Here is a 23,642-nt window from a genome sequence, read left to right as displayed (position 1 = left end):
GGCCTGACGTCTGAGGACGCCACGCTATTGTAGTACCATCCCCATCATAGCAAGGGAAAGGACTCCTGTGAAACTGCTGATCGTGAACAACCTGGTCTCCGGCTACGGGGAGGGCGCGATATACGACTACATCCGCGCGTTCGCGGCCGACGGCGACGAGGTGGTCATCCGATCGACTGACGGCTCCACGGACCTGCGGCGCTTCCTCGCCGACGCCGAGGAGTTCGACGCGGTCATCGCCAGCGGCGGCGACGGCACCGTAGCGGCCGTGACCTACCTCCTGGCGGACACGGGCATCCCCGTCCTGCCCTTTCCCGCCGGCACCGCCAACCTGCTGGCCATGAACCTGGCCTCCCCCGCCGAGCCCCACGCGCTCGCCAAGCTCACGCGCGAGGGCGAGATCATGGACTTCGACCTCGGCGAGATAGAGCTGGCCTCCGGCGAGCGCTTCGGCTTCTCCATCATGGCCGGCGCGGGCTACGACGCCCTCATCATGCAGGGCGCCAAGCCGGCCAAGCGCCTGCTCGGGCCCATGGCCTACTTCACCTCCGCGCTCACCAACCCGCTGCCGCAGTTCTCGCGCTTCACCATCGACATCGACGGCGAGGTCATCGAGAGCGAGGGGGTGGGCGTGCTCATCGTCAACTTCTCCAAGATTCAGTTCGATCTGCCGGTGGTGCACCAGAACCTCCCGCGCGACGGCGTGTTCGACGTGGCCGTCCTCCACACCCGCGACGCCTTCGGCCTCATCCCCGCCCTGCTCGCCAGCATGCTCGACCGCTCAGGCGACTTCCCCGACCGCACCGACGCCCTCGAGCTGCATCGCGGGCGCACCATATCGGTCAGCGCCGACCCGCCCCTGCCGGTGCAGTACGACGGCGAGGTCACCGCGCTTACCACCCCCTTCACCGTGCGGATGATGCCCGAGGCGGCGCGCTTCATCGTCTCGGAGGAATGCGTCAAGCTCTACGGCGAAGACGGCGCCTAGCCCCAGAACGCAAGGAAGGCCCCGGTCAGGGGCCTTCCTTTTCCTTTGGGGGCGGCGCGACGGGCCAGACGCCTACTCCACGCGCTCGGCCGAGGTGATGGCGGCGTCCACGCGCTCCTTGGCATGAGCGCCCACCTCAGCCGGCACCGCGCCGGCCTCGGCCTCGCAGACCGCATCGTCGATGGCGGCATCGGCCAGCTCGCGCTTCCACGCCGTCAGGTTGGTGTTGAAGCGCATCTGGATGAGCTCGAGCACCACCGCGAAGATCATGGCGAAGTAGACCATGAGCTTCTCCATGTGCATGTCGAGCACCTCGATGCTCGTGTGGATGCCGGCGGAGTCGAGCACGAGCAGCACGCCGATGGCCACGATGAACACGAGCGCGAGGATCTTCATCTCCGGGTGGCTGTTGATGAAGTTGGAGATGGGGTCGATGAACACCATCATGATGATGACGGCGACCATGACGGCCAGGATCATGATGATGAGGTGCTCGGCCAGGCCCACCGCCGTGATGACCGAGTCGATGGAGAACACGAGGTCCATCACCATGATGGTGCCGACGGCCTGGGGAAGCGAGATGAGGTGGAGCGCCTTGTGCTCCTCGGACGTCTCGGCCTTGATCTCGGTGAGGGCGAGCACGTCCACGAGCTCCCTGATGCCCTTGTAGATGAGGTAGCCGCCGCCCACGAGCATCACGATGTCACGCACGGAGAACCCGTGGCTGAAGAAGCCAAGGTCGATGGTGAACAGGGGCGTGGTCATGTGCACGAGGAAGGAGGCGAAGCAGAGGAACAGGACGCGCATGACGAGCGCGCCGGCCAGGCCGAGCTTGCGGCCGATATGCTGCTTGTCCTCGGGCAGGCGGTTGGTGGTGATGGAGATGAACACCAGGTTGTCCACGCCCAGGACGATCTCGAGGAAGATGAGCGTAAGCAGGCTGATCCACGCCTCGGGGGTCAAGAATATCGACAGATCCACAGGTTCCTCCTCTGCTCGCGGGCCGCGTCGACCCGGCAAAATAAAAGACTCACGGTGCACAGCGGCGCCTTCCGATGCCAGTGTGCACCATGAGTCTCGCTAATTAAGGCTCGCCAGGCGGGCTGTGACCGCAGAAGCGGGAAACCGTCGCCATGATGTTGAACGAGCCGCGCCTGCTGGCGCCAGCTACTCCCTCAGGGGATGCCGCCCCATGCTAACAAAGGGCAGGGCGGCGCGCAATGGTATAATCGGCGAGTCCATCACATCTGTTCAGGAGCAGCCCCATGGAAGCCAAGCACAGCAAGTCCTCCGCCGGCAAGCACGCCGGGGACGCCGCCCCCGCCGACGAGAAGGCGCCTGCCGCACACGGCCGCGCAGCTGCCGAGCAGCGCGAGGAGCGTCCCACCGAACCGCAGGAGGGCTCCGTCCGCTACCTCGACGGAAAGGGCCTGCGCCGCCCGCTCGACCCGCCCCAGCTCGTCCAGCGCGGCATGGCCGCCTTTGCCCTCGTGGCCGTGGTCGTAGGCGGCTGGCTGCTGTTCCAGTGGGTCGATCGCGTCTACCTCGCCCCCGCCGGCGAGCAGGAGGCGCTCCAGCGCAACCTCACCCGCGAGGTGTCGGCCGACATTCCCGTGCTCTCCTCGCTCATGCCACTCGACGACGCAGCCATGATGCAGACCTTCACCGACGCCGGCTTCACCCTCTACGAGCGCGTCCCCCTGGGAACGAACGCCGAGGGAGGGTTCGACGTGGTGAAGCTGCCCTCCGACGTGCCGCTCGAGGAGGCGGGCCTGCTCTACCTCCAGGGCATCAACAACATCTCGGCCGCAAGCGCCGCGAAGCTGCTCAACGGGTCGTGGGACTTGGAGGTCTCGCGCAAGTCGGGCACCGTGCTGCGCCTGCACTATGCCGACTTCACCGCCACCGACGCCGACTCTGCCATCTTCAGCGCCATGGAGTCCCAGGGCCTCGACAGCACCATGGTCACCGACTCGGGCGTAGACGACGCGGGCAACACCTACCAGGCCGGCACCGCAGACGGCTACACCTGGCGCATCTCGGTCATCGGCCTGTCAGAGGTCTACAAGTCAAGCGGCCTGCCCGCTACCGCCCAATACGTGGGAATCCGCTTCGTAGGATAGCCCTCCGGCCATGCCACGCGGCGGCTGCCCCCCTCGCGTTGAAGAGCCGCCTATTGCGTCCCTCGGCCGCCCCCTCGGGTCGGCATTTCGAGGGCGGGGGCCGCACCCTCCCCCAATTTTGCACACTTCTTTCGACTTTGCGACAGCAGCGCATCCGCTGGCCGGGACACAACGGGCGTTTGCCCAGGTCGGCTTGGCCGGGCTTCCGGATGGCTCCCCAGCGAGGCCCCTCACGCGTGGTGGCGGACCCGATTCTGTCACAAAGTCGTCGAAACTGTGCAGAATCGGACGGCGCGGCTCATACGGAGTCGCGATAAAGCGCCACGGACTCACCCCGCCGGGCAGACAGAGATGGCGACGCAAGCGGTGCGAGGCCGCCTTCGCCCGTCGCGTCGACTCCTCGGCCAAGCCTCCTCGGAGCCTTCCTGGAAGGACTCCTCTCGAAGGATCCGAGGAGGACGCGGCTGGGCGCGGGAGAACGTCTTGGCGCAAGCGCGCGCTGTTTTGGAAGCTGCGACCGGCATCTCCCTCTGCCGACGAAATAGGCGAGGCGGTCTTCCCGGATGATGTCTGGGCGGGCAGGAGCGCCGCCGTGCCCGTCGCCTGCCCGCGAGAGCACGTGCTCGCGGGGCACCCGGCCCAGAGCGAGTCGGGCGCGTCGTGGACGACGCCGATGGCGAAGACCCCGCCCCGTCATGACTACGGTCGACGGAGCCGGAGGCTTTGCCATCGGCAGCGAGGGCCCTAGGGCCCGAAACGCACATCCGACGACACCGCTCCAGGCCTTCTACCAGATAAAGCGCGAGACCACGACCAGGCTCACGCTCATAGCGCCAAGGGAAGCCTCGCACCGCGGCCCCCGCTTCTTCCTTGTCGCGCACGAAAAAGGGCTCCCGGAGGGGAGCCCTTGGAGTTCTGGAGCGGACAACGGGATTCGAACCCGCGACCCCCACCTTGGCAAGGTGGTGCTCTACCAGCTGAGCCATGTCCGCGTTACGCGTGGATGCCGAGAAGCTGGAGGCGACGCCCGGATTTGAACCGGGGGTGAAGGCTTTGCAGGCCTCTGCCTTACCACTTGGCCACGTCGCCTCGTCATGCGGCATCTGTCATGAAAGAGGCCGGCCAGGGCGTTGCTCGGGCCGGCCTTTCGATGACAATGGAGCGGACAACGGGATTCGAACCCGCGACCCCCACCTTGGCAAGGTGGTGCTCTACCAGCTGAGCCATGTCCGCGTCGCGAGGAAATATATTAGTGGAAGTGACCGAGACGCGCAAGGGTGTTTTTGGAATTTTTCCCCACGCGGCCGCTTGGAGATTTTCAGAAATAGGGTCTTGCCACCAGAGGGCGTTCTGGTAGAATATCCACTTGCTGACGCGGAAACGCGTCGCTCACTACAACGTGGGCGGTTAGCTCAGGGGGAGAGCACTACCTTGACACGGTAGGGGTCACAAGTTCAAATCTTGTACCGCCCACCATGAAACCCCAGCAGGCGACTTCGGTCGCCTGTTTTTTTATGCCCGCATCCCGCGGCCGGGGCCGTCCTCCCCTAGCGCGCCGGCCCCTCGTCCTCTCCTGCGTCTCCCTCGGGCTCGATGTGGACGAGCACCTCGCGCACAGCGGGGAACTGCTCCTTCACGGCCGCCTCCACCTCATCGCCAAGCGCGTGGGCGTCACGCACGGTCATGGCGGGATCCACCCAGATGTGCAGGTCGCAGTAGACCTCGGCCTCGGTACCGCGGGTGCGCACCCGATGCACGCCGCGGATGCCAGGCACGGAGGCCGCCACGGCCCGCACGGCGGCCTCTGGCAGCTGCGCGGTATCCGAGAGCGTCCGGAACGCCGTGCGGAACACGCCCCAAGCCGACACGAGGATGGCCGCGGTCACCACGAGCGCCATGAGGGGGTCGGCCTGCGGGAACCCGAGCGCCACGAGCACCAGGCCCGCGATGACCCCGAGCGACACGAACACGTCGGAGAGCGTATGGGCCGCGTCGGCCATGATGATCTCGCTCTTGAGACGCCGCCCGGCACGACGCTCGTAGGTGGTCACGAACAGGTTGATGACGAGGGTGCCCACCATGACGGCGAACGATGCCGGCGTGACCACCGCCGTGTAGGAGCCGCTCATGAGCTTGCCCACGGCCCCGCTGCCCACCTCGAAGGCCGCCAGGAGCAGCAGCGCGCCGATGGCGAGCGAGCCGTAGGTCTCGAACTTGGAATGGCCGTAGGGATGGCCCTCGTCGGCCGGGCGCGCGGCCAGCGCGATGCTCACGAGCCCCACGATGTTGCCCACCGAGTCGAACACCGAGTGGATGCCGTCGGCCTGCATGGAGGCCGAGCCCGACGCCAGGCCGTAGAAGAACTTGGCCGCCGCCACGGCAAGGTTGAGCACGAAGACGATCCACAGCACGCGCTCGACGCGGTGGGCGTGAGACGTGCCCGCAGAGCTCTCAACGGCCATGGGACGGCCCTCCCTCCTCGGCGGCCCGTCGAGCCGCCTGATAATGAAAAGAGCCCCTGACGGGGCTCTTCGGGTTTCGCTGGTGTCAGAGGCGGGATTTGAACCCGCACACCCGATATATGGGCACTAGCACCTCAAGCTAGCGTGTCTGCCGTTCCACCACTCTGACATGCTTCAAACAGCGACGATTAGTTTAGCAGAACCCAGTGCGTATGCAACCGGAAATTTTCGAAACTTAGCCGCGCGCCCCTAAGCGGAGATGGAGCCGTGGGGATAGATCACCATCAGCACCAGGAGGGAGACCATGAACACGACCGCAAGGATGATGGTGATGCGATCGAGGTTCTTCTCCACGATGCTCGTGCCCGTCTGGGTGGAGTACATGGAGCTGGCGATGGCATCGGAGATGCCCGTGCCCTTGCCGGAGTGCAGCAGGATGAAGACGACCAGCCCGACGCCGGAGACGACGAGCAGGATAAGCATGATGATAAGCAGCGGACTCAAGGTTTCACTCTTCTCTTCGCAGGACGAACATCAATACGCAAGTAGCTGATTATAGCCAAAGCGGCCCCATCAGGCAAGGAGGCTCTTGCCCGTCATCTCCGGCGGCACCGGCAGCCCGAGCGCCGTGAGCAGCGTGGGGGCGATGTCGGCCAGGCGGCCGTCCTCCCCCGAGAGCCCCAGCCCCGCGCCCGTCTCATCCACCAGGATGAGCGGCACCGGCGCGGTGGTGTGCGCCGTGTGCGCCGTGCCGTCCTCGGCGATCATCTTGTCGGCATTGCCGTGGTCGGCCGTCACGAGCGCCACGCCGCCTGCGGCCGCCACCGCATCGAGCACGACCCCCACGCCGGCGTCCACGGCCTCGACCGCGGCCACGGCGGCGCTCACCGAGCCGGTGTGGCCCACCATGTCGCAGTTGGCGAAGTTGACGATATAGACATCGGCCTCGTCGGCAGCGATGGCGTCTGCCAGGCGGCGCGCCACCTCCGGCTCGCTCATCTCGGGCTGCAGGTCGTAGGTGGCCACCTTGGGGCTCGGCACGAGGGAGCGCGTCTCCCCCGCCTTCTCCTCCTCGCGCCCGCCGTTCAGGAAGAACGTCACGTGGGCGTACTTCTCCGTCTCGGCGATGTGATACTGGCGCAGGCCCGCATCGGCGATGACGTCGGCCAGCACGTTGTCGGGAAACTCCTTGGCGAAGGCCACCGGCGCCGGGATGTCCGGGTCGTACTCGGTCAGGCACACGAACGACAGCCGCGGCCAGCGCGTGCGGGGAAAGCCGGCGAAGTCCGGGTCGGTGAGGGCGCGGGTGATCTCCCGGGCGCGGTCAGGCCGGAAGTTGAAGAAGATGACCGCGTCACCGTCGCGCATGCCGCGGTCGTCCAGGGCCACGGGCACCACGAACTCGTCGGTGACGCCCTGCCCGTAGGAGGCCTCCATGGCGGCCACAGCGCCCGCCTCGCAAAGGTTGGCCGCGTCCACGAGCGTGTCGTAGGCCCGCTCGACGCGCTCCCAGCGGTTGTCGCGATCCATGGCGTAGTAGCGCCCCGAGATGGTGGCGATGGCGGCATCGAAGACGCCCGCGGCCCCGTCGCGCAGCTCGCCGATGACGTCGAGGAGCTGCTGGACGTAGCCCGCCCCGCTCGCCGGCGGCACGTCGCGGCCGTCCATGAGGCAGTGGACGCGCACCGTGGGCACGCCGGCATCGCGGGCGGCGCGCAAAAGGGCGTAGAGGTGCTCCTGGGAGGAGTGGACGCCGCCGTCGGAGAGCAGCCCCATGAGGTGCAGCGCCGCGCCCGGCGCCTTGGCGGCCTCGAAGGCCTCCTGGATGCGCGGGTTGGCCGCGAGCGAGCCGTCGGCGCAGGCGTTGTTGATGCGGGTGAGCTCCTGGAACACCACGCGCCCCGCGCCGATGTTGAGGTGGCCCACCTCCGAGTTGCCCATCTGGCCGTCCGGCAGGCCCACGGCCTGGCCCGACGCCTCCAGGCGCACCCAGGGACGATGGGCGAACAGGTCGTCGAGCACCGGCGTGGCGGCCTGGGATATGGCGTTGCCCTCCCCTGGCTCGGCCAGGCCGAAGCCGTCCATGATGATGAGGCAGGCCGGCCTGCGCAGGCCCGCGCGCGCAGCGGCGTCCGCGGCCATTACAGCGCGGCCTTCACGATGGCGAGGAACGAGCCCGCCTTGAGCGACGCGCCGCCGATGAGGCCGCCGTCGATGTCGGGCATGGCCAGCAAAAGCTCGGCGTTGCCCTCGTTCATCGAGCCGCCGTAGAGCACGCGCATGCCCTCGGCGACCTCCGCGCCGAAGAGCTCGGCCAGCGTGGCACGAATGGCGGCGCACACCTCCTCGGCCTGCTCGGGCGTGGCGGTGCGCCCGGTGCCGATGGCCCAGATGGGCTCGTAGGCCACCACGGCCTCGGCGGCCTCAGAGGCCTCGATGCCGGCGAAGGCAGCGCGCACCTGAACGCGCACGTAGTCGAGGTAGGCGCCCTCGTCGCGCACGGCAAGCGACTCGCCCACGCACACGATGGGCTTGATGCGGCCGGCGATGAGGGCCTTCGCCTTGAGGTTCACGCCCTCGTTCGTCTCCCCGAACAGCTCGCGGCGCTCGGAGTGGCCGATGATGCAGTACTCGCAGCCGATCTCCGAGAGCATGTCCACGGAGATCTCGCCGGTGAAGGCGCCCTTAGGCTCGTAGTAGACGTTCTGAGCGCCCACGGCCACCTTCATGCGGTCGAAGAGGAAGACGCCGCGAACGGCCTTGAGGTCGACGGAAGGCGGGCAGACGCACACGTCGACGAGCTCGGTCCAGTCCTTCTCGCAGCCGTTGGATATCTCCTGGGCGAGGACCACCGCCTCGCTGACGGTGTTGTTCATCTTCCAGTTGCCCGCGATGAGGGGCTTGCGCTTGGTCATGGATGGCTCCTTGGTCGTAACGGTCAGATGTGGCGGCGCCCCTAGGCGCGCAGGGCCTCGACGCCCGGCAGGGCCTCGCCCTGCACGAGCTCCATGGAGGCGCCGCCGCCGGTGGAGATGAAGGTCATGGCATCTGCCAGGCCGAACTTGTTGACGGCGGCCACCGAGTCGCCGCCGCCGATGATGGTGTCGGCGGCCTCGTTGGCGGCCACGGCCTCGGCCACGGCGCGGGTGCCGGCGGCGAAGGGCTCCATCTCGAACACGCCCATAGGGCCGTTCCAGAACACCGACGCGGCGTCGGCGATGGCGGCGGCGTAGGCGTCGGCCGTCTCAGGGCCGATGTCGAGGCCCATCATGCCCTCGGGGATGGCGCTCACGGGCACCGTCTTAGTCGCCGCGTCCTCGGCGAAGCGGTCGGCCACCACCACGTCGGTGGGCAGCAGCAGCGCGACGCCGCGCTCACGCGCCTTCTCGATAAGGCCCGCGGCGCGCTCCACCCAGTCGTCCTCCTTGAGGGAGGCGCCCACCTCGTACCCCTGGGCCAGCAGGAACGTGAAGCACATGCCGCCGCCGATGATGAGCACGTCGGCCTTGTCCATGAGGGCGTCGATGACCTTGATCTTGTCGGAGACCTTCGAGCCGCCGAGGATGGCGACGAAGGGGCGCTTGGGCTCGTCGAGCATGCCGGTGAGGGTGGCCACCTCGCGCTCCATGAGGTAGCCCGCGTAGGCCGGCAGCAGGGCCGCCACGCCGGCCGTGGAGGCATGCGCGCGGTGCGCGGTGCCGAAGGCGTCGTTGACGTAGGCGTCGGCCAGGTCGGCCAGGGCGCGGGCGAATACGGGGTCGTTCTTCTTCTCGCGCTTGTCGAAGCGGATGTTCTCGAGCAGCACGATGTCGCCGTTCTCCATGGCGTCCACCACCTCGGCCACCTCGGGGCCGATGAGGTCGCGGGTGAGCACGATGTCGCGCCCGAGCAGCTCCTGCAGGCGGCGGGCGATGGGACCCAGGCTGAAGGCCTCCTCGTAGCCCTCCCCCGCCGGGCGGCCGCGATGGCTCGTGAGGATCACCCGGGCGCCGTCGCCGACGAGCTTGTCGATGGTGGGCAGCGCCGCGCGCAGGCGCGTGTCGTCGGTGACGTTGCCCTCGCCGTCCACCGGCGCGTTGAAGTCGACGCGCACGAGCACGCGCTTGCCGGCGAAGTCGGCGTCGTCGATGGTCTTGATGTCGGCCATGTCGTTCCTTTCTCGGGCCAAGGCGGGCACCGGGCGCCCGCCCCCTCTATGCAGAAAAGCGGCCCCGCGAGGAGGCCGCTTCTCACAGGACGCGAAGCGTTACGGGAGCAGGATCTTCACGAGGTCCTTCACGCGGTTGGAGTAGCCCCACTCGTTATCGTACCAGGACACGCACTTGACGAAGTTGCCCTCGCCGCCCATGACCATGGTGAGCTTGGAGTCGAAGATGGAGGAGGCGGGATCGTCCACGATGTCGATGGAGACGATGGGATCCTCGGTGTACTCGAGGATGCCCTTGAGCGGGCCCTCGGCCGCGGCCTTCATGGCGGCGTTGACCTCCTCGACGGTGACGTCGCGCTCGAGCTCCACCGTCAGGTCAACCATCGAGCCGTCGGGGGTGGGAACGCGGGTGGCGAAGCCGTCGAGCTTGCCCTTGAGCTCGGGGAGCACGAGCGAGACCGCACGGGCGGCGCCGGTGGTGGTGGGGATCATCGACATGGCGGCGGCGCGGGCGCGGCGCAGGTCCTTGTGGGGCAGGTCGAGGATCTTCTGGTCGTTGGTGTAGGAGTGGATGGTGTTCATGTAGCCGCGGCGGATGCCGAAGTTGTCGAGCAGCACCTTGGCGAAGGGAGCCAGGCAGTTGGTGGTGCACGACGCGTTGGAGATGATGTGGTGCTGGGCCGGGTCGTACTGGTCGTCGTTGACGCCCATGACGATGGTGATGTCCTCGTTCTTGGCGGGCGCGGAGATGATGACCTTCTTGGCGCCGGCGTCGATGTGGGCATGGGCCTTGTGGGCGTCGGTGAAGAAGCCGGTGGACTCGACCACCACGTCCACCCCGAGCTCGCCCCAGGGCAGGTTGGCGGGGTCCTTCTCGGAGAGCACCTTGACGGCGTGGCCGTCGGCGATGAAGCCGTCCTCGGTGACCTCGACGGTCTCGAAGGCGCGGCCGTGGACGGAGTCGTACTTCAGGAGGTGGGCCATGGTGGGAATGTCGCCCAGGTCGTTGACGGCGACCACGTCGATCGCGGGGTCGTTGGCCATGGCGCGGTACGCCAGACGGCCGATGCGGCCGAAGCCGTTGATGCCAACCTTGATAGTCATGGTATCCCCTTTCGAAAGATACAGGCGCTATGCGTAACGCCGTCTATTGTGCCATATCGCGGCCCGCGCGGGGGGAGAAATGACGGGCAGGCGGACGAGGGGTGGACGCCCGGGTGCGTGGTGCCGATCGACGTGCGAGAAGAGGTGTGGAGAGCCGGTGATGGCAGGCGAGGCGTCGGACGGGGTCGGGCGGACGGGGGCAGGCGCGGGGGCGCCGGGGCGTGGCGGGCGTCGGAGGCGGGGGCGCGGGGCCGCCGGCGCAGCGGCGGGCGACGCGAGGGGCGCAGCGGCGGGCGACGCGCGCACGGGGCGGGCGCAGCGGCGCCCCCCCTACTCAGCGGCCTCGCGGGCGAGCTGCTCGATGCGGCGGACGCGATGGTAGACCGCCGACTTCGACAGCGGCGGGTTGGCGCGCTCCCCCAGCTCCTTGAGCGAGGCGTCCGGGTAGGTGACGCGCAGCTTGATGAACTCCTGGAGCGCCGGCGGCAGGTTCTCCATGCCGTGGCGCTCCACCACCTGGCGGATGGCGAAGATCTGGTCCACCGCCGCCGAGGCCGCCTTGTTCTGGTTGGCCACCTCGGCGTTGATCTGGCGGTTCACGTCGTTGCGCACGCTCTTCACCACGCGCTCCTGCTCCATGAGCAGGGCCGCCTGGTGGGCGCCGGCGAAGGCGAGGAACTCGAGTATGGCGTTGCCGCTCTTGAGGTAGACCATGTGCGAGCTGCGCCGCTGCATGACGCGCGCGGCGATGCCCGAACGCGCGAGCAGCTCGACGATGCCCTCGGCCAGGGCCTCGGACTCCACGGTGATCTCGAAGTGGAAGTCGCTCTTGGGGCTGGAGAGGAACCCGCTGCCGAGGAAGGCGCCGCGCAGGTAGGCCGCCGCGCAGCACTTCTTCTGCACGAGGCCGGGGCTCACGCCCATCTCCAGGCCGCCGTCGGCCGAGAGCACGCCCATGTCGCGCAGGGCGTCGGCCAGGCCCGCCTGGGACGGCACCTCGATGAGGTAGTTCGGCGTCTTGTGGAGCACGCTGCGCCGCACCGTGAGCTCGGTCTTCAGGCGATAGAGGGTGTGGAGCAGGCGGATGACCAGGCGCGCCACGCTCGGCGTGTCGGTGGCCACCTCCATGCGGTAGTGGCCCGGCCCGCTCACGAACAGCGTGCCCTCGATGCGCACGAGGGCGGCGAGGGTGGCCTTCTCGCAGTGGGAGCACTCAGGCGGCACGTGGGCCAGCTCGTCTTTGACCTCCGAGGTGAACGACATGGCTTGCCTTCGCTTTCGGTCGGAACGGATCGGGCGCGGCGTCAGCGCCGCCGCGCGCCCGCCATCTTGATGACGTCGCCGAAGGCCTCGCGCAGGGCAGCCGGCGCGTGCCAGGTGGGGCGCTCCGGGTCGGCGAGGTCGCGGGCGAGGACCACCGGGCCCGCAGCCTGAATGGCGAGGAGATCGGCGTAGGTGATGGACACGGGGCGGACGCCGGCGGCCAGGCAGCGGTCATCGAGCGCTCCAAGGCCGGCATCGGCTCCGATGGCACGCGAGACGCGGGCGTCAGCCAGGTTGTCGGCCCGCAGGGGCTCCGGCGCATGGACGAGCATGTAGTCGACGAGCCCGGCCATGCCGTGGTCGATCAGGGCCTCCAGGTGCTCGCGGGCGGTGAGGCCCCACGTCTCGCCCTGCACGTCAGCGAGCGAGCACACGAACAGCACGCGCCCGCGCGAGGCGCGGATGGCGTCCACCACCCCCGGCACGAGCAGGTTCGGGATGATGGAGGTGAACAGCGAGCCAGGTCCGAGCACCACGAGATCGGCCTGGCGGATGGCCTCGAGCGCCGGCGCATAGGGCCGCACCACGCCGTGCTCGCCGCGCAGCTCCACCCAGTCGAGCGCCGTCTTGGAGTGGCAGGCCATGGCCTGGCCGTCGAGGAAGCGGCCGTCGCGGGTGTGCGCCGCCAGCGTGACGTGGTCGAGGGTGGAGGGGTAGACATGCCCCTGGGCGTCCACGAGCCGCTCGCAAATGGCGATGGCCTCCGGGAACGACCCGCAGGCGTCCTCGAGCCCGGCCAGGAGCAGGTTGCCGAGCGCGTGGTCGCGCGCCACGGCGAAGCGGTACTTGAACACGCGCACGAGCGGGTCGGAGGGGTTGCGCGCGAAGGCGGCGATGCACTTGCGAATGTCGCCGGGCGGCGTGACGTCCGCCTCGTCACGCAAGATGCCCGTGGAGCCGCCGTCATCGGCCATGGCCACGACGGCGCTCGTCTGCGCGCCGAGCGAGAGCAGCGTGCGAATGGACATGGGCGCGCCCGTGCCGCCGCCGATGACGACGGCGCGCAACCCGCCGGCCGCCGGACGCGCCGGGTCGGCGCCGGGAAGCACGTCGCGCAGCGCGGAGAAGGCCGCGGTGGCCGAGGGATCGATGCGGAAGGGTTGACGTCGCCTCACCGGCCTCACTTCCCCGCCCGCTCGGCGAGCTTGAGGTCGCGGTGCGCCACGCTCACGCGGTAGCCCCGCGTCTTGAGGTAGTCGCCCGTGGCCTCCGCGAGCGCCACGGAACGGTGCTGGCCGCCCGTGCAGCCCACGGCAATGGCCAGCTGCTGCTTGCCCTCGGCCACATAGCCCGGCATCACTACGTCGAGCAGCGCCTCCCAGCGCTTGAGGAACTCCGTCGTCTCGTCGCGGAACATCACGAAGTCGCGCACGGGGGCGTCCAGGCCCGTGAGGGGGCGCAGCTCGGGATCGTAGTAGGGGTTGGGCAGGAAGCGCACGTCCATCACGAGGTCGGCGTCGAGGGGCGCGCCGTGCTTGAAGCCGAAGGAGTACACCGTCACCGCCAGGCCGCGGCGCTCGTTGCCCGTGGCGAACAGCGAGCGGATGGTGGTGCGCAGCTTCTGCGGCAGCATGTCGGTGGTGTCGATGACGTAGTCGGCCGCGTCGCGCAGCTCCATGAGCAGCTGGCGCTCGCGCTGGATGCCCTGGCCGATGGTGGTGCCCTCCTCGCACATGGGGTGGCGCCGGCGGCTCGACTTGTAGCGCGAGACGAGCTTCTCGTCGTCGGCGTCGAGGAACAGCACGCTGTACTCCACGCCGCGCCCGGACAGGTCGGCGAGCGCCGCGGCGAGGCTCCCGAAGAAGTCGCGGTTGCGCGCGTCGCACACGACGGCCAGGCGCCGGTCGGACACGCGGCCCTCCTCGCGCATGACGCCGTCGAGGTCGACGAGGCTGCCGATGAGGCTCGAGGGCAGGTTGTCGACGCAGAAGTAGCCGAGGTCCTCGAAGACGTGCATGGCCTCGGTGCGGCCCGCGCCGCTCATGCCGGTGACAATCACCAGGCGCGGCATGTTCTCAAGGTCTTGGGGCTCATCGCTCATGGGGAACCTCCGGTATCTCGTCGGGGGACGCCGCGGCGGGCGCGGCGGGTCGGTCTTCGGGCGCGCCGCCGGCATCGGGATCGCCGAGGGCGCCGGGCGCGGCGTTGAGGGCGGCATCGCTCGCCTCCCTCTGCACAGTATACTGCGCGAGCACGCGCACGACCTCCTCGGCCACCTCGTCGGGGACGACGCGCGCCGCCTTCACCTCCTCGAGCGTGGCCGCCTTCAGGTTGCGGAACGACTTGAAGTGCTTGAGCAGCGCCTTCTTGCGCACCGGCCCCATGCCGGCCACCTCGTCTAAGATGCTGGCCGTCATGCCCTTGCCGCGCAGCTCACGGTGGAAGGTGATGGCGAAGCGGTGGGCCTCGTCGCGCACCTGCTTCACCAGGTAGAGCGAGGCCGATCCACCAGGCAGCACCACCGGTCCGGTGTCCTGCCAGGGCACGAACAGCTCCTCGTCGCGCTTGGCCAGGCCGCACACGGCGATATCGTCGATGCCCATCTCCTCGAACATGGCGAGCACGGCGGTGAGCTGGGGCTTGCCGCCGTCGAGAATGATGAGGTCGGGCTTAGACCCGAAGCGCTCGTCGGCCATGCGCTCGGGGGCGTAGCGGCGGCTCATGACCTCCTGCATGGAGAGGAAGTCGTTCGCCTCGTCGAGCGGCGTCTTGATCTTGAAGCGACGGTACTGGTTCTTGTCGGGCTTGCCGCCTGTGAACACCACCATGGAGGCCACCGTGTAGGAGCCGTGGATGGTGGAGATGTCGAAGCACTCGATGCGCATCGGCGGCGCGTCGAGCGCCAGCGCGCTCTCCAGCTGGAGCAGGGCGTTGTTGATGCGCTTGTCGTCATAGTTGGTGCGCACCTTGTAGCGCATGAGCGTGTGGCGCGCGTTGGTCTCGGCCATGGCCACGAGCTCGGCCTTCTCGCCCTTGCGCGGGGCGCAGAAGCGCACCTTGGCCCCGTGGGGGCTGGCCAGCTTCTCGGTGAGCCACCCCTCCATGACCTCGGTGTCCTCGGGCAGCTCGCGGACGATGACCTCGTGGGGGATGGAGGTAGTGGCGTCGTAGTAGCGCAGCAGGAAGTTGTGGAGCAGGTCTTGGTCGGGCACGTCGGTGCCGCGGTTCAAGACGAACTCGTTGGAGTTGATGATGCGCCCCTCGCGCACCACGAGCACGTGCACGCCGGCCACCGTCTCCTCGCGGAAGAAGCCCACCACATCAGCGTCGAGGCTGCGCGAGGACACGGCGTGCTGCCGGTCGGCGAGCGAGCCGATGGTGTCGATGCGCGCCTTGATCCGGGCGGCGCGCTCGAAGTCCAGCTCGTCGGCGGCCTGGCGCATCTCGGTCGTCAGCTCGTCGACGAACTCGCCGTGGTGCCCGGCCAGGAAGCGCTCGATCTGCGCGACGTGGTCGGCGTAGGCGCGTGGGGTGATGCGGCCGCAGCACGCGCCGGGGCCCAGGCCCACGTGGGCGTCGAAGCAGGGGCGCGCGGCACCGTCGCGATACGGCTCGTCGAGCAGGGAGGCGCGAGCGGCGCGCTGGGCCTCTGCTGCGCTCGCGCCCTCGGCTCGCAGCTCCTTGGCGCGGCGCTCCTCGGCCTTCTCCACCTTGCGCGTGAGCGCGCGCCAGTCGGCGCAGCTGGCAGCGCACAGCGGCACGACGCGGCGCGCGACGTCGACCATGGCGCGGGCGGCGCGGCTGTCGGTGTAGGGGCCGAAGTACTTGGTGTCGGGCCGATGCCGCTCGCGGGTGTACTTGATGGCGGGAAACGCATCTCCCTTGGTCAGCGCGATGAAGGGATAGGACTTGTCGTCCTTGAAGTCGGCGTTGAAGAAGGGGGCATGCTGGTTGATGAGGTTCTTCTCGAGCACGAGCGACTCATGCTCGTTGTCCACCACCAGGTACTCGAAGGAGTCGATCTGCTCCACGAGCAGGGGGATCTTGGCGCGCTCGTCCTGGAAGTTGACGTACTGGCGCATGCGGGCGCGCAGCTGCTTGGCCTTGCCCACGTAGATGACCTGCCCCGATGCGTCCTTCCACAGGTAGACGCCCGGCAATGCCGGCACCTCGGCCAGCTCGCGCTTGATGCGGGCGATCTTCTCGGTCTGGGTCTCCGCCGCCGGCGCGGCGTCGAGCGCGACCGACTCCCCCGCCTCGCGGATGACGGGGGTTGGCGCGGCGGACGCGAGGGCGGCGGGCGCGGGGTCGGCGGCGGGGTCGGGGTCACCTGAGACACAGGGCGCGGCGGGGTCGGGCGCGGCGGCTGCAGACTCGCTGGCGCGAAGCGCCCCTGACGCGCCCGATGCGGGCGCGTCAGGGGCATCGGGCGCAGCGGAGGCGTCGGAGATGATGTCGGCAAGGTCGTCAGTCATGGGGCCATTCTAGCGCAGGGGGACACGCCCCGCCCCGTGGAGCGGCCGCCCCACGCATTCGCCACGACCGCGCGCCCGTCTCCTCGTGCGACCCGCGGCTCACTGCCACTTTTTTCCTGCGAGATGGCACGAATCGTCAGTTTGGTACGGTACTCGCGCCCTCGAAGCCGCACTTTTGGCATTATCGATCCAGTCCGCTCGACAGCCACCTGGGAAAACGTCGCCGTCCGCCTCGCCAGTCCTCCTCAACACCGTACCAAACTGACGATTCGTGCCATTTTCCAGCCAAAAAGTGGCTTTGGGGCGCTGGCGGTCGCTGCCAACGAGGACGTCACGTCGCCGCAAGGGAGCTGGCGCCACCATTGGGGAGCTCGGCACCTGACGAAAGGGGACGCCATGTTCTGCACCACCTGCGGCGGCCCCTTGCCGACGGCGACGCCTTCTGCTCGCGCTGCGACGCGCCGCACTCAAACGCGACCCCCCCTGCTAGCCCTCTAGAACAGGCTCGTATGCGATCAAAGGGACACAAGGAACTTCCGCCGCGCCTGCCGTCCCTCCCGGCGGGCTTCCCGTCAGCATCACCACGCCGGGGCCCTGCACGAGCGTCGGAGTGGCCATCCTGGGCGTCACGCTCTTCACCATCATCAGCAACGCCACCTGATTCCTTGCCCAAGCGTCATTCGCCGGAGCCGTCGGGGCGCGCTCCGGCTTCTCCACCACCCTCATCCTCGAAGCCCATACCTGGCTCTACCTCGCAGTCGCCAGCATCCGAACCATCTTCGACCTCGCAGCCCTTGCCTATGTCCCCAGCTCCCCCTTTCCTATTTCTCGCCCAAGCCGCGCTCAGAGAACAGCCGCGTTATCTCGTTTTCTCAACGGGTCTTCGTCGCTCTGGTCTTCACGCCGCTGTGGAGCACGTGACTCGCCAAGCGCAAGCGCGGTGTTTCAGGAGGGTGGTCGCGATCTCCTTCTACCTGGCAGACGCCGTGCTCTTCGGCTACCGGTTGGCCCGGTTCCTGCTCGAGTTCGTCTCCTAGGACGCGAACGGGTCGGCGTAGAGGCGCAGGCCGTTGGGGAGGCGGGCGAGGCCGGCAGCTTGAAGGGCGACGGCCAGCGGCGTGTCGAGGACGGGGGCGCCGTTGAGGGTCTCGACGACGATCTTGCGGCGGGCGCCGACCGAGCCCTCGCGTTTGAGCTGCGCCCGCGTGAAGACGACGAGCGCAGCGGCGGCCTCGGCGAGAAGGGGCTCGTCAGTCGTGAAGGACACGAGGGCCTTGAGGCGTGGAGCGGCCCAGAGCAGGGGCACGCCGCCGGAGAGAACCACGAGCGCGCCCTCCCGCCGACTTGGGCGCGCCGCCGCGGGCAGGGCGGCGCCCGAGACGGCCGGCGCAGCGACGGCCGGGGCCAAGCCGAAGGCGGCGTCTGAGGAGGTCGGAGCGGGGACGCCCGGAGCGTCGGCAGCGGCTGGCGCGGCAGGACAGGCCGGCTCGGGCCAGGGGATGCCCGCGCCGAGGAGGCAGGCGGGGTCATCGGCGGGCACCACGACGAGGGGCGCGGGCGAGCGGTCGGCGACGGGGCGGGCGGCGGCAGGCGCTGCGCTACCGGGGCCGAAGGTGCAAGCGGGCGGCGCCCCGGCGGCATCGGCGGGCACGGGCGCGGGCGAGCGGTCGGCGACGGGCGCCCCGGCGGCATCGACGGCGCAAGCGGGCAGCGCGGACGCGGCGCCGACACCATTGGCGGACGCAGGCGCGCTGGCGGCCTCGGCGAGAAGGGGCTCGTCAGTCGTGAAGGACACGAGGGCCTTGAGGCGTGGAGCGGCCCAGAGCAGGGGCACGCCGCCGGAGAGAACCACGAGCGCGCCCTCCCGCCGACTTGGGCGCGCCGCCGCGGGCAGGGCGGCGCCCGAGACGGCCGGCGCAGCGGCGGCCGGGGCCAAGCCGAAGGCGGCGTCTGAGGAGGTCGGAGTGGGGGCGCCCGAGTCGGCGGCTGGCGCGGCAGGGCAGGCCGGCTCGGGCCAGGTGATGCCCGCGCCGAGGAGGCAGGCGGGGTCATCGGCGGGCACCACGACGAGGGGCGCGGGCGAGCGGTCGGCGACGGGGCGGGCGGCGGCAGGCGCTGCGCTACCGGGGTCGGAGGCGCAAGCGGGCGGCGCCCCGGCGGCGGGCGCGGGCGCGGGCGACGCGGGCTCCGGGGCGGGCCCCGTGCTGGCGAGGGAGGCCGCGACGGCGCGCAGGGCCTCGACGGTGGCGCGGGCGGCGAACTGGGCGGGGCCGAGGCCGCCGACGAACTGGCCGCGCACGAGATCACCCGCCTCCTCCATCGAGCGGAGCACGGGCATGAGCGGCGTAAGGCCGCCGGGCACGCCGGCGAGCAGCGCCGTGTCGCGGGTGACGATCCCATAGCGGTCGAGGACGGACTCGGTGAGCGCGAGCGCGCGCAGGGTGCCGTCCGCAGGCGCGGGGACGAGCAGCGACCAGCGGCCGGCGAGCGCCGCGTCGAAAGCGCTCCGGGCGCCCTGACGCGCGATGACGGCGGCCCGCGCCTGGGCCTTGGCCTCGGCGTAGAGCCCGCGGCCGCGGCGACTCGTGGCGCGGCGGCGCGAAGGCGGCGTCTGGCCCGCACGGGACGCCGGGGCATCGGCGCGCGCAGGAGCCAGGCCGCCGGCGCGCGGGAACGCGAGGACATCGCTCGTGGCCTCGCCGGCCCAGGCCAGCGCCGCGAGCGCCTCGGCGACGGCGCGCTCGCCCGCGCGCTCCTCCCCCACGGCGCGGCGAACGCCCTCGACGAGGCGCGCGAACGGCAACGCGCCCTGACGGGCGAGGACGCGACGCACCGTGCCCGCGACCGTGAGCTCGTCCTCGTCCGCGCAGCCGGGCATCGAGGAGACCTCCTCGCCGAGCGCGTCCTGGCCGGCGAAGGGCTGCGGGGCAAGCGGCGAGTCCGTCGGGAAGAAGGCGATGCGGCCAGGCGTCGAGGCAGCATCCGCGCCCGCGGCGCCCTCGGCGGGAGCCCCTACCCAGACGACCTCGCCCGACGCGATGAGCTCGTCGAGCAGGGAGGGCCGGTAGCCGGGCACGCGCGTGGGCAGCAGCGTGGACTCCCACTGGGCCGCGGGCAGGAAGGTGCCCTCGAACTGCGCGATGACCTGGGCCACGCCGTCAACGCCCTGCAGCGGGGCCGGCTCGCCGACGGCGGGGATGCCCTGACGCTCGAGGAGCAGCGTCGCGTAGGCGGCCGACGGCACGGGCCGCACGGCGTCACGCGCCCGGGCGAGCGAGCGCGAGCGCAGGCGGCCCAGCACGCCGGAGTCGACCCAGCGACCGCGGCCGAGGCGCGTGAGGCGCCCCGCGGCAGCCAGGCGCCCGAGGGGCTCGCCGACAAGGGCCGGGCCCAGGCCGAGGGCGGCGGCAACGTCCTCCTCGGCGAAGGCCACGTTGGTGCGCGCGAAGCGGGCGACGAGGGCGTCGAGGGGGCTCTCGGCCGCCGGCGACGCGGCAGGCGCGGGGCCAGGGGCGCCAGCAGCGAGCGGAGCGGACTGGGCGAGCGCCCAATCGGGCGCGGAAATGCCGAGGGCCTCGCGAAGGCGCCAGGCGTCGCCGGCAGCCGCCCAGCGCTCGACGCCGCCGATGAGGGCGGGATACGCGCGGCGCTCGCCCTCGAGCTCGCGCAGAAGCGCGCGGGCGAAGCCGGGCGTGGCGCAGACGGCTTCGGAGGCCGCCTGGCGGACTGCGGGATCAGGGGGCGTCCCTGCGGGCTCCCCATCGGCCTCGCGGCAGAATGCGGCCCCCGCGTCGGAGGGGAAGGGGCCTGAAAGCCGGGAGCTCGGCGCGGAACGCGGACACGACGCCTCGGGAGCCACCGCATCGCCCGCACGGGCAGGCCCGCCTGCGGCGCCCTCCGCCGTTTCGCGGGAGACGGCGTCAAGACGGGCCGCCCGGGGCGGGACGAGGCGGCGGGCGACCTGCTCAACGGTGAGGGGGCCCAGCTCGCGCAGGAGATCGGCCAGGCCCTCCTTGCCGCGGGCGCGGCGAGCGGGCGCCGTGCGCTGGAGCTCGGCGGCCACCTGGGCCGTCACCTCGGGATCGAGCACGTCCTCGACCGAGCCGCCGCCGAGCAGCTCGCCCAGAAGCTCCGGGTCAACCGCGAGCAGCGACGCCTGGCGCTCGGCATGGGGCAGGTCGCCCTCGTAGAGATGCTCCCCCAGGTAGCCGAAGACGAGCGGCGCGGCGAAGGGCGAGGGCACCGTCGTGCGCGCCTCGGCCATCCTCACCGTGCCAGCCCCTATCGCCGTCATGACCTCGCGTAGGGCCGGCAGGTCGAAGACATCCGCCAGGCACTCGCGCGCAGCCTCCGCGATGAGGGGGAAGCCCGGCTCACGCCGCGCGGCCTCCAGGATCTGCCCGCCGCGAAGACGCTGCTGCCAGAGCGGGGCGCGACGACCCGGAGCCGCCGGCGCCATGAGGAGCGCGCGGGCCGCGCACTCGCGGAAGCGCGCGGCAAAGAGCGCAGTGGTCGCCACCGACTCGCGGACAACGGCCTCCAGCTCGTCGGGATCGAAGCAGAACAGCTCCGCGCCGGGCAGCGCCGCCTCGGTGAGCGGGATGCGCACGATGATGCCGTCGTCAGCCGCGCTCGCCTGGCAGTCGAAGCCGAGCGTCGCGCGGACGCGCTCGGCCACGGCAAGCGCCCAGGGCTCGTGGACGCGGCGGCCGAACGGCGAATGCAGGATGACGCGCCACTCCCCCGTCTCGTCCTCGCAGCGCTCCACGACGAGCAGGCGGTCGGTAGGGACGGCACCGGTCGCCTGGCGCTGGGCGTCGACGAGCGCGGCGAAGTTGCGGCGCGCGTCCTCGTCGAGCCCGGCTGCGGCCAGGCGACGGTCGAAGGCATCATCGAAGGCGGGCTCACCGCCCGCTTCCGCCGGCGCGTCGCCCTGGCCATCGGCGGCGCCTCCCTCCCCGCCGCGCAGCGCGCCCTCGGCCGCGCGCAGGAGGGCCCCGCGGGCGCGGCCGGCCTCCGCCGGGCGGCTCATGGCCTCGCCGTGCCAGAAGGGCAGGCGCGCCGCCCGCCCGGGCGCCGGCTCCACGATGACGCGGTCGGGCCCTATCTCGGTGATGCGCCAGGCGCTCGTGCCGAGCGCGATGACATCGCCCACGCGCGACTCCATCACCATCTCCTCGTCCAGCTCGCCCACGCGGCGGCGGCCCCGGCGCGCGTCTCCTTCGGGCAGCACCACCGGGAACATCCCGCGATCGGGGATGGTGCCCGCCGCGGTGACCGCCAGGCGCTGGGAGCCGGGACGCGGGCGGATGACGCCCGCGGCGCGGTCCCACACGAGCCGCGGCGCCACGTCGGCCACGTCATAGGCTCCGGAGAGCATGGCCAGGACGGCGTCGAAGGCCGCGCGCGGAAGGCTGGCGAAGCAGGCCGAGCGCATCACCGTGGCGTACCAGTCCTCGACCGGCAGGCCCTCAGGGCAGACGGCCGCGGCGGCGACGGTCTGCTGGGCGAGCACGTCAAGGGGGCTCGACACGAGGCGCGTGGCCTCGATGGCCCCGGCGCGCATGCCCTCGGCCGCGACGGCGGCGTCCACCACCTCCACGCGGGTGCGCGGAAAGACGACGCCCCGGGATCTGCCGCCCACCTGGTGGTTCGCACGGCCCACGCGCTGCAGGCCGCTCGCGACCGACGGCGGCGGGGCCACCTGGAGCACGAGGTCGATGGCGCCCATGTCGATGCCGAGCTCCAGGCTGGAGGTAGCCACCACGCAGGGCAGCTCGCCGGCCTTGAGCTCGCGCTCCACCGCCAGGCGCTTCTCCTTGGAGACCGATCCGTGGTGCGCCTTGGCGATGAGCGCCGGCGCGCCCTCGCCCAGCTCCGAGGTTCCGCCCATGTCCGAGCGCATGCCAGGCCCCGGCGCGTCCTCGGCGCCGCCGACGCCCGTCCACCAGCCGGCCGCCTCCGAGCGCGGCGCGTCCAGCCCGAGGCGCCGGGCGTAGAGCTCGTTCAGGCGCGCGGTCAGCTTCTCCGCCTGGCCGCGTGAGTTGACGAACACGATGGTCGAGCGATGCGCGAGCACCTCGTCGAGGACAGCCGCCTCGATGTGCGGCCAGATGGAGGAAGACCCCAGGCGGCCGTCGGGATTCGGCGCGCCCGACACCCCCGCCATCAGAGCGCGCAGGGCGCGGTCGGACTTCCAGGCCGCCTCGGCGGGCGCGCGGCGCGGGCCGCTCCCCCGCTCGCGGCCAGGCACATCGCCGCCGAGGGCGGGGACGGCCGTCATATCGCGCACGGGCACGCGCACGGACAGATCGAGGCACGGCGGGGCCTCCTGGGCCACCACGCGCACGGGCCGCGGCCCGCCGAGGAAGCGCGCCACCTCATCGCGCGGGCGCACCGTGGCCGAGAGCCCGATACGCTGGGCCGGCGCCGCGAGCACGTCGTCGAGCCGCTCGAGCGTGAGCGACAGGTGGGCGCCGCGCTTGTCGCCGGCGAGCGCGTGCACCTCGTCCACGATGACGGCCTGCACGGTGCGCAGGGTCTCGCGCGCCTGGGAGGTGAGCATGAGGTAGAGCGACTCGGGCGTGGTGATGAGGATGTCAGGCGGGTTGCGGACGATCTTGCGCCGCTCCTCGGCCGTCGTGTCGCCCGTGCGCATGGCCGTGCGCACCTCCGGCACGTCCTCGCCCGCGGCAGCCGCCGCGGCCCCAATGCCGGCGAGCGGTCCGCGGAGGTTGCGCTCGACGTCCGCGCCGAGCGCCTTGAGCGGCGACACATAGAGCACGCGCACGCCCTTGGCCCAGCGCTCGCCGGCCGCCTGGGCCGCCGCCTTCTCCGCCATGAGCCGGTCGATGGCGAAGAGGAAGGCCGCGAGCGTCTTGCCCGAGCCCGTCGGCGCTATGACGAGCGCGCTCTCGCCGCGCGCGATGGCCTGCCATGCCTCGGCCTGCACGGGCGTGGGCGCGTCGAAGGCGCGCGCGAACCACTCGCGCACCGGCGCCGAGAACAGCATAAGAGCGTCACCCCCGGCCGCAGGCCCTCCCGCCTTCGCGCCACGCTTCCCCATCGGCCGCCTCCCTC

At 70.7% G+C, this 23,642-nt stretch carries 14 protein-coding genes and 5 tRNA genes; 3 read left to right on the top strand and 16 right to left on the bottom strand.

Translation table 11 applies throughout. The features are described from left to right. Positions 1–67: 67 nt before the first annotated feature. The gene (locus AC6I0Y_RS04780; RefSeq protein WP_160709965.1) at positions 68–988 is read left to right on the top strand and encodes a diacylglycerol/lipid kinase family protein; all 921 of its coding nucleotides are present in this window, start codon (positions 68–70) and stop codon (positions 986–988) included. A gap of 72 nt (positions 989–1,060) precedes the next feature. Here AC6I0Y_RS04780 and AC6I0Y_RS04775 read toward each other — a convergent pair whose 3' ends face one another. Then, on the bottom strand, positions 1,061–1,969 hold the full coding sequence (locus AC6I0Y_RS04775) for a TerC family protein (protein WP_497733414.1): 909 nt from the start codon (positions 1,967–1,969) through the stop codon (positions 1,061–1,063). 284 nt (positions 1,970–2,253) lie between these two features. Here AC6I0Y_RS04775 and AC6I0Y_RS04770 point away from each other — a divergent pair, with 284 nt between their 5' ends. After that, positions 2,254–3,111: a teichoic acid transporter gene (locus AC6I0Y_RS04770; protein WP_497733412.1), complete on the top strand. Its 858-nt coding sequence runs from the start codon at positions 2,254–2,256 to the stop codon at positions 3,109–3,111. 916 nt (positions 3,112–4,027) lie between these two features. Here the strand turns inward: AC6I0Y_RS04770 and AC6I0Y_RS04765 are convergent. The 3 genes from AC6I0Y_RS04765 to AC6I0Y_RS04755 all read right to left on the bottom strand — a co-directional run bounded on the left by AC6I0Y_RS04765 (position 4,028) and on the right by AC6I0Y_RS04755 (position 4,344). Then, positions 4,028–4,103 (bottom strand) — tRNA-Gly (locus tag AC6I0Y_RS04765). A gap of 23 nt (positions 4,104–4,126) precedes the next feature. Then, positions 4,127–4,200, bottom strand: a tRNA-Cys gene (locus AC6I0Y_RS04760). Between the two features lie 68 nt (positions 4,201–4,268). Next, a tRNA-Gly gene (locus AC6I0Y_RS04755) sits at positions 4,269–4,344 on the bottom strand. Positions 4,345–4,512: 168 nt separating this feature from the next. Here AC6I0Y_RS04755 and AC6I0Y_RS04750 point away from each other — a divergent pair. Further along, positions 4,513–4,587 (top strand) — tRNA-Val (locus AC6I0Y_RS04750). A gap of 71 nt (positions 4,588–4,658) precedes the next feature. Here AC6I0Y_RS04750 and AC6I0Y_RS04745 read toward each other — a convergent pair. The 12 genes from AC6I0Y_RS04745 to AC6I0Y_RS04690 all read right to left on the bottom strand — a co-directional run bounded on the left by AC6I0Y_RS04745 (position 4,659) and on the right by AC6I0Y_RS04690 (position 23,628). Then, the gene (locus AC6I0Y_RS04745; RefSeq protein ID WP_160709968.1) at positions 4,659–5,573 is read right to left on the bottom strand and encodes a cation diffusion facilitator family transporter; all 915 of its coding nucleotides are present in this window, start codon (positions 5,571–5,573) and stop codon (positions 4,659–4,661) included. A gap of 80 nt (positions 5,574–5,653) precedes the next feature. Next, positions 5,654–5,742: transfer RNA gene (locus AC6I0Y_RS04740), tRNA-Leu, on the bottom strand. A gap of 80 nt (positions 5,743–5,822) precedes the next feature. Further along, positions 5,823–6,077: a preprotein translocase subunit SecG gene (gene secG, locus AC6I0Y_RS04735; RefSeq protein ID WP_160709969.1), complete on the bottom strand. Its 255-nt coding sequence runs from the start codon at positions 6,075–6,077 to the stop codon at positions 5,823–5,825. Between the two features lie 69 nt (positions 6,078–6,146). Continuing rightward, entirely contained in the window at positions 6,147–7,715 is a 1,569-nt protein-coding gene (gpmI, locus tag AC6I0Y_RS04730; RefSeq protein ID WP_497733409.1) for a 2,3-bisphosphoglycerate-independent phosphoglycerate mutase, read from the bottom strand. After that, positions 7,715–8,488, bottom strand: a complete 774-nt coding sequence (gene tpiA, locus AC6I0Y_RS04725) for a triose-phosphate isomerase (protein WP_497733407.1) — start codon at positions 8,486–8,488, stop codon at positions 7,715–7,717. Before tpiA ends, gpmI begins: the two co-directional genes overlap by 1 nt. Before the next feature lie 41 nt (positions 8,489–8,529). Then, positions 8,530–9,720, bottom strand: a complete 1,191-nt coding sequence (locus AC6I0Y_RS04720) for a phosphoglycerate kinase (protein ID WP_497733405.1) — start codon at positions 9,718–9,720, stop codon at positions 8,530–8,532. A gap of 99 nt (positions 9,721–9,819) precedes the next feature. Beyond that, entirely contained in the window at positions 9,820–10,824 is a 1,005-nt protein-coding gene (gap, locus tag AC6I0Y_RS04715) for a type I glyceraldehyde-3-phosphate dehydrogenase (protein ID WP_160709973.1), read from the bottom strand. A 330-nt stretch (positions 10,825–11,154) separates the two neighbouring features. Further along, complete coding sequence (gene whiA, locus AC6I0Y_RS04710; RefSeq protein WP_497733403.1) at positions 11,155–12,087, bottom strand: DNA-binding protein WhiA; 933 nt, start codon at positions 12,085–12,087, stop codon at positions 11,155–11,157. 41 nt (positions 12,088–12,128) lie between these two features. Next, positions 12,129–13,262: a gluconeogenesis factor YvcK family protein gene (locus AC6I0Y_RS04705; RefSeq protein ID WP_497733401.1), complete on the bottom strand. Its 1,134-nt coding sequence runs from the start codon at positions 13,260–13,262 to the stop codon at positions 12,129–12,131. A 5-nt stretch (positions 13,263–13,267) separates the two neighbouring features. Continuing rightward, on the bottom strand, positions 13,268–14,188 hold the full coding sequence (rapZ, locus tag AC6I0Y_RS04700) for an RNase adapter RapZ (protein WP_497733399.1): 921 nt from the start codon (positions 14,186–14,188) through the stop codon (positions 13,268–13,270). Further along, positions 14,178–16,562, bottom strand: coding sequence for an excinuclease ABC subunit UvrC (uvrC, locus tag AC6I0Y_RS04695; protein WP_497733397.1), 2,385 nt, complete (start codon positions 16,560–16,562; stop codon positions 14,178–14,180). Before uvrC ends, rapZ begins: the two co-directional genes overlap by 11 nt. A 1,033-nt stretch (positions 16,563–17,595) precedes the next feature. Then, on the bottom strand, positions 17,596–23,628 hold the full coding sequence (locus tag AC6I0Y_RS04690; RefSeq protein ID WP_497733395.1) for a DEAD/DEAH box helicase: 6,033 nt from the start codon (positions 23,626–23,628) through the stop codon (positions 17,596–17,598). Between the last annotated feature and the right edge of the window lie 14 nt (positions 23,629–23,642).

Source organism: Adlercreutzia sp. St.1H8 (genome assembly GCF_059728655.1).
The sequence above is the reverse complement of the archived record's forward strand: the minus strand, read 5'-3'. Positions and strand labels throughout refer to the sequence as shown.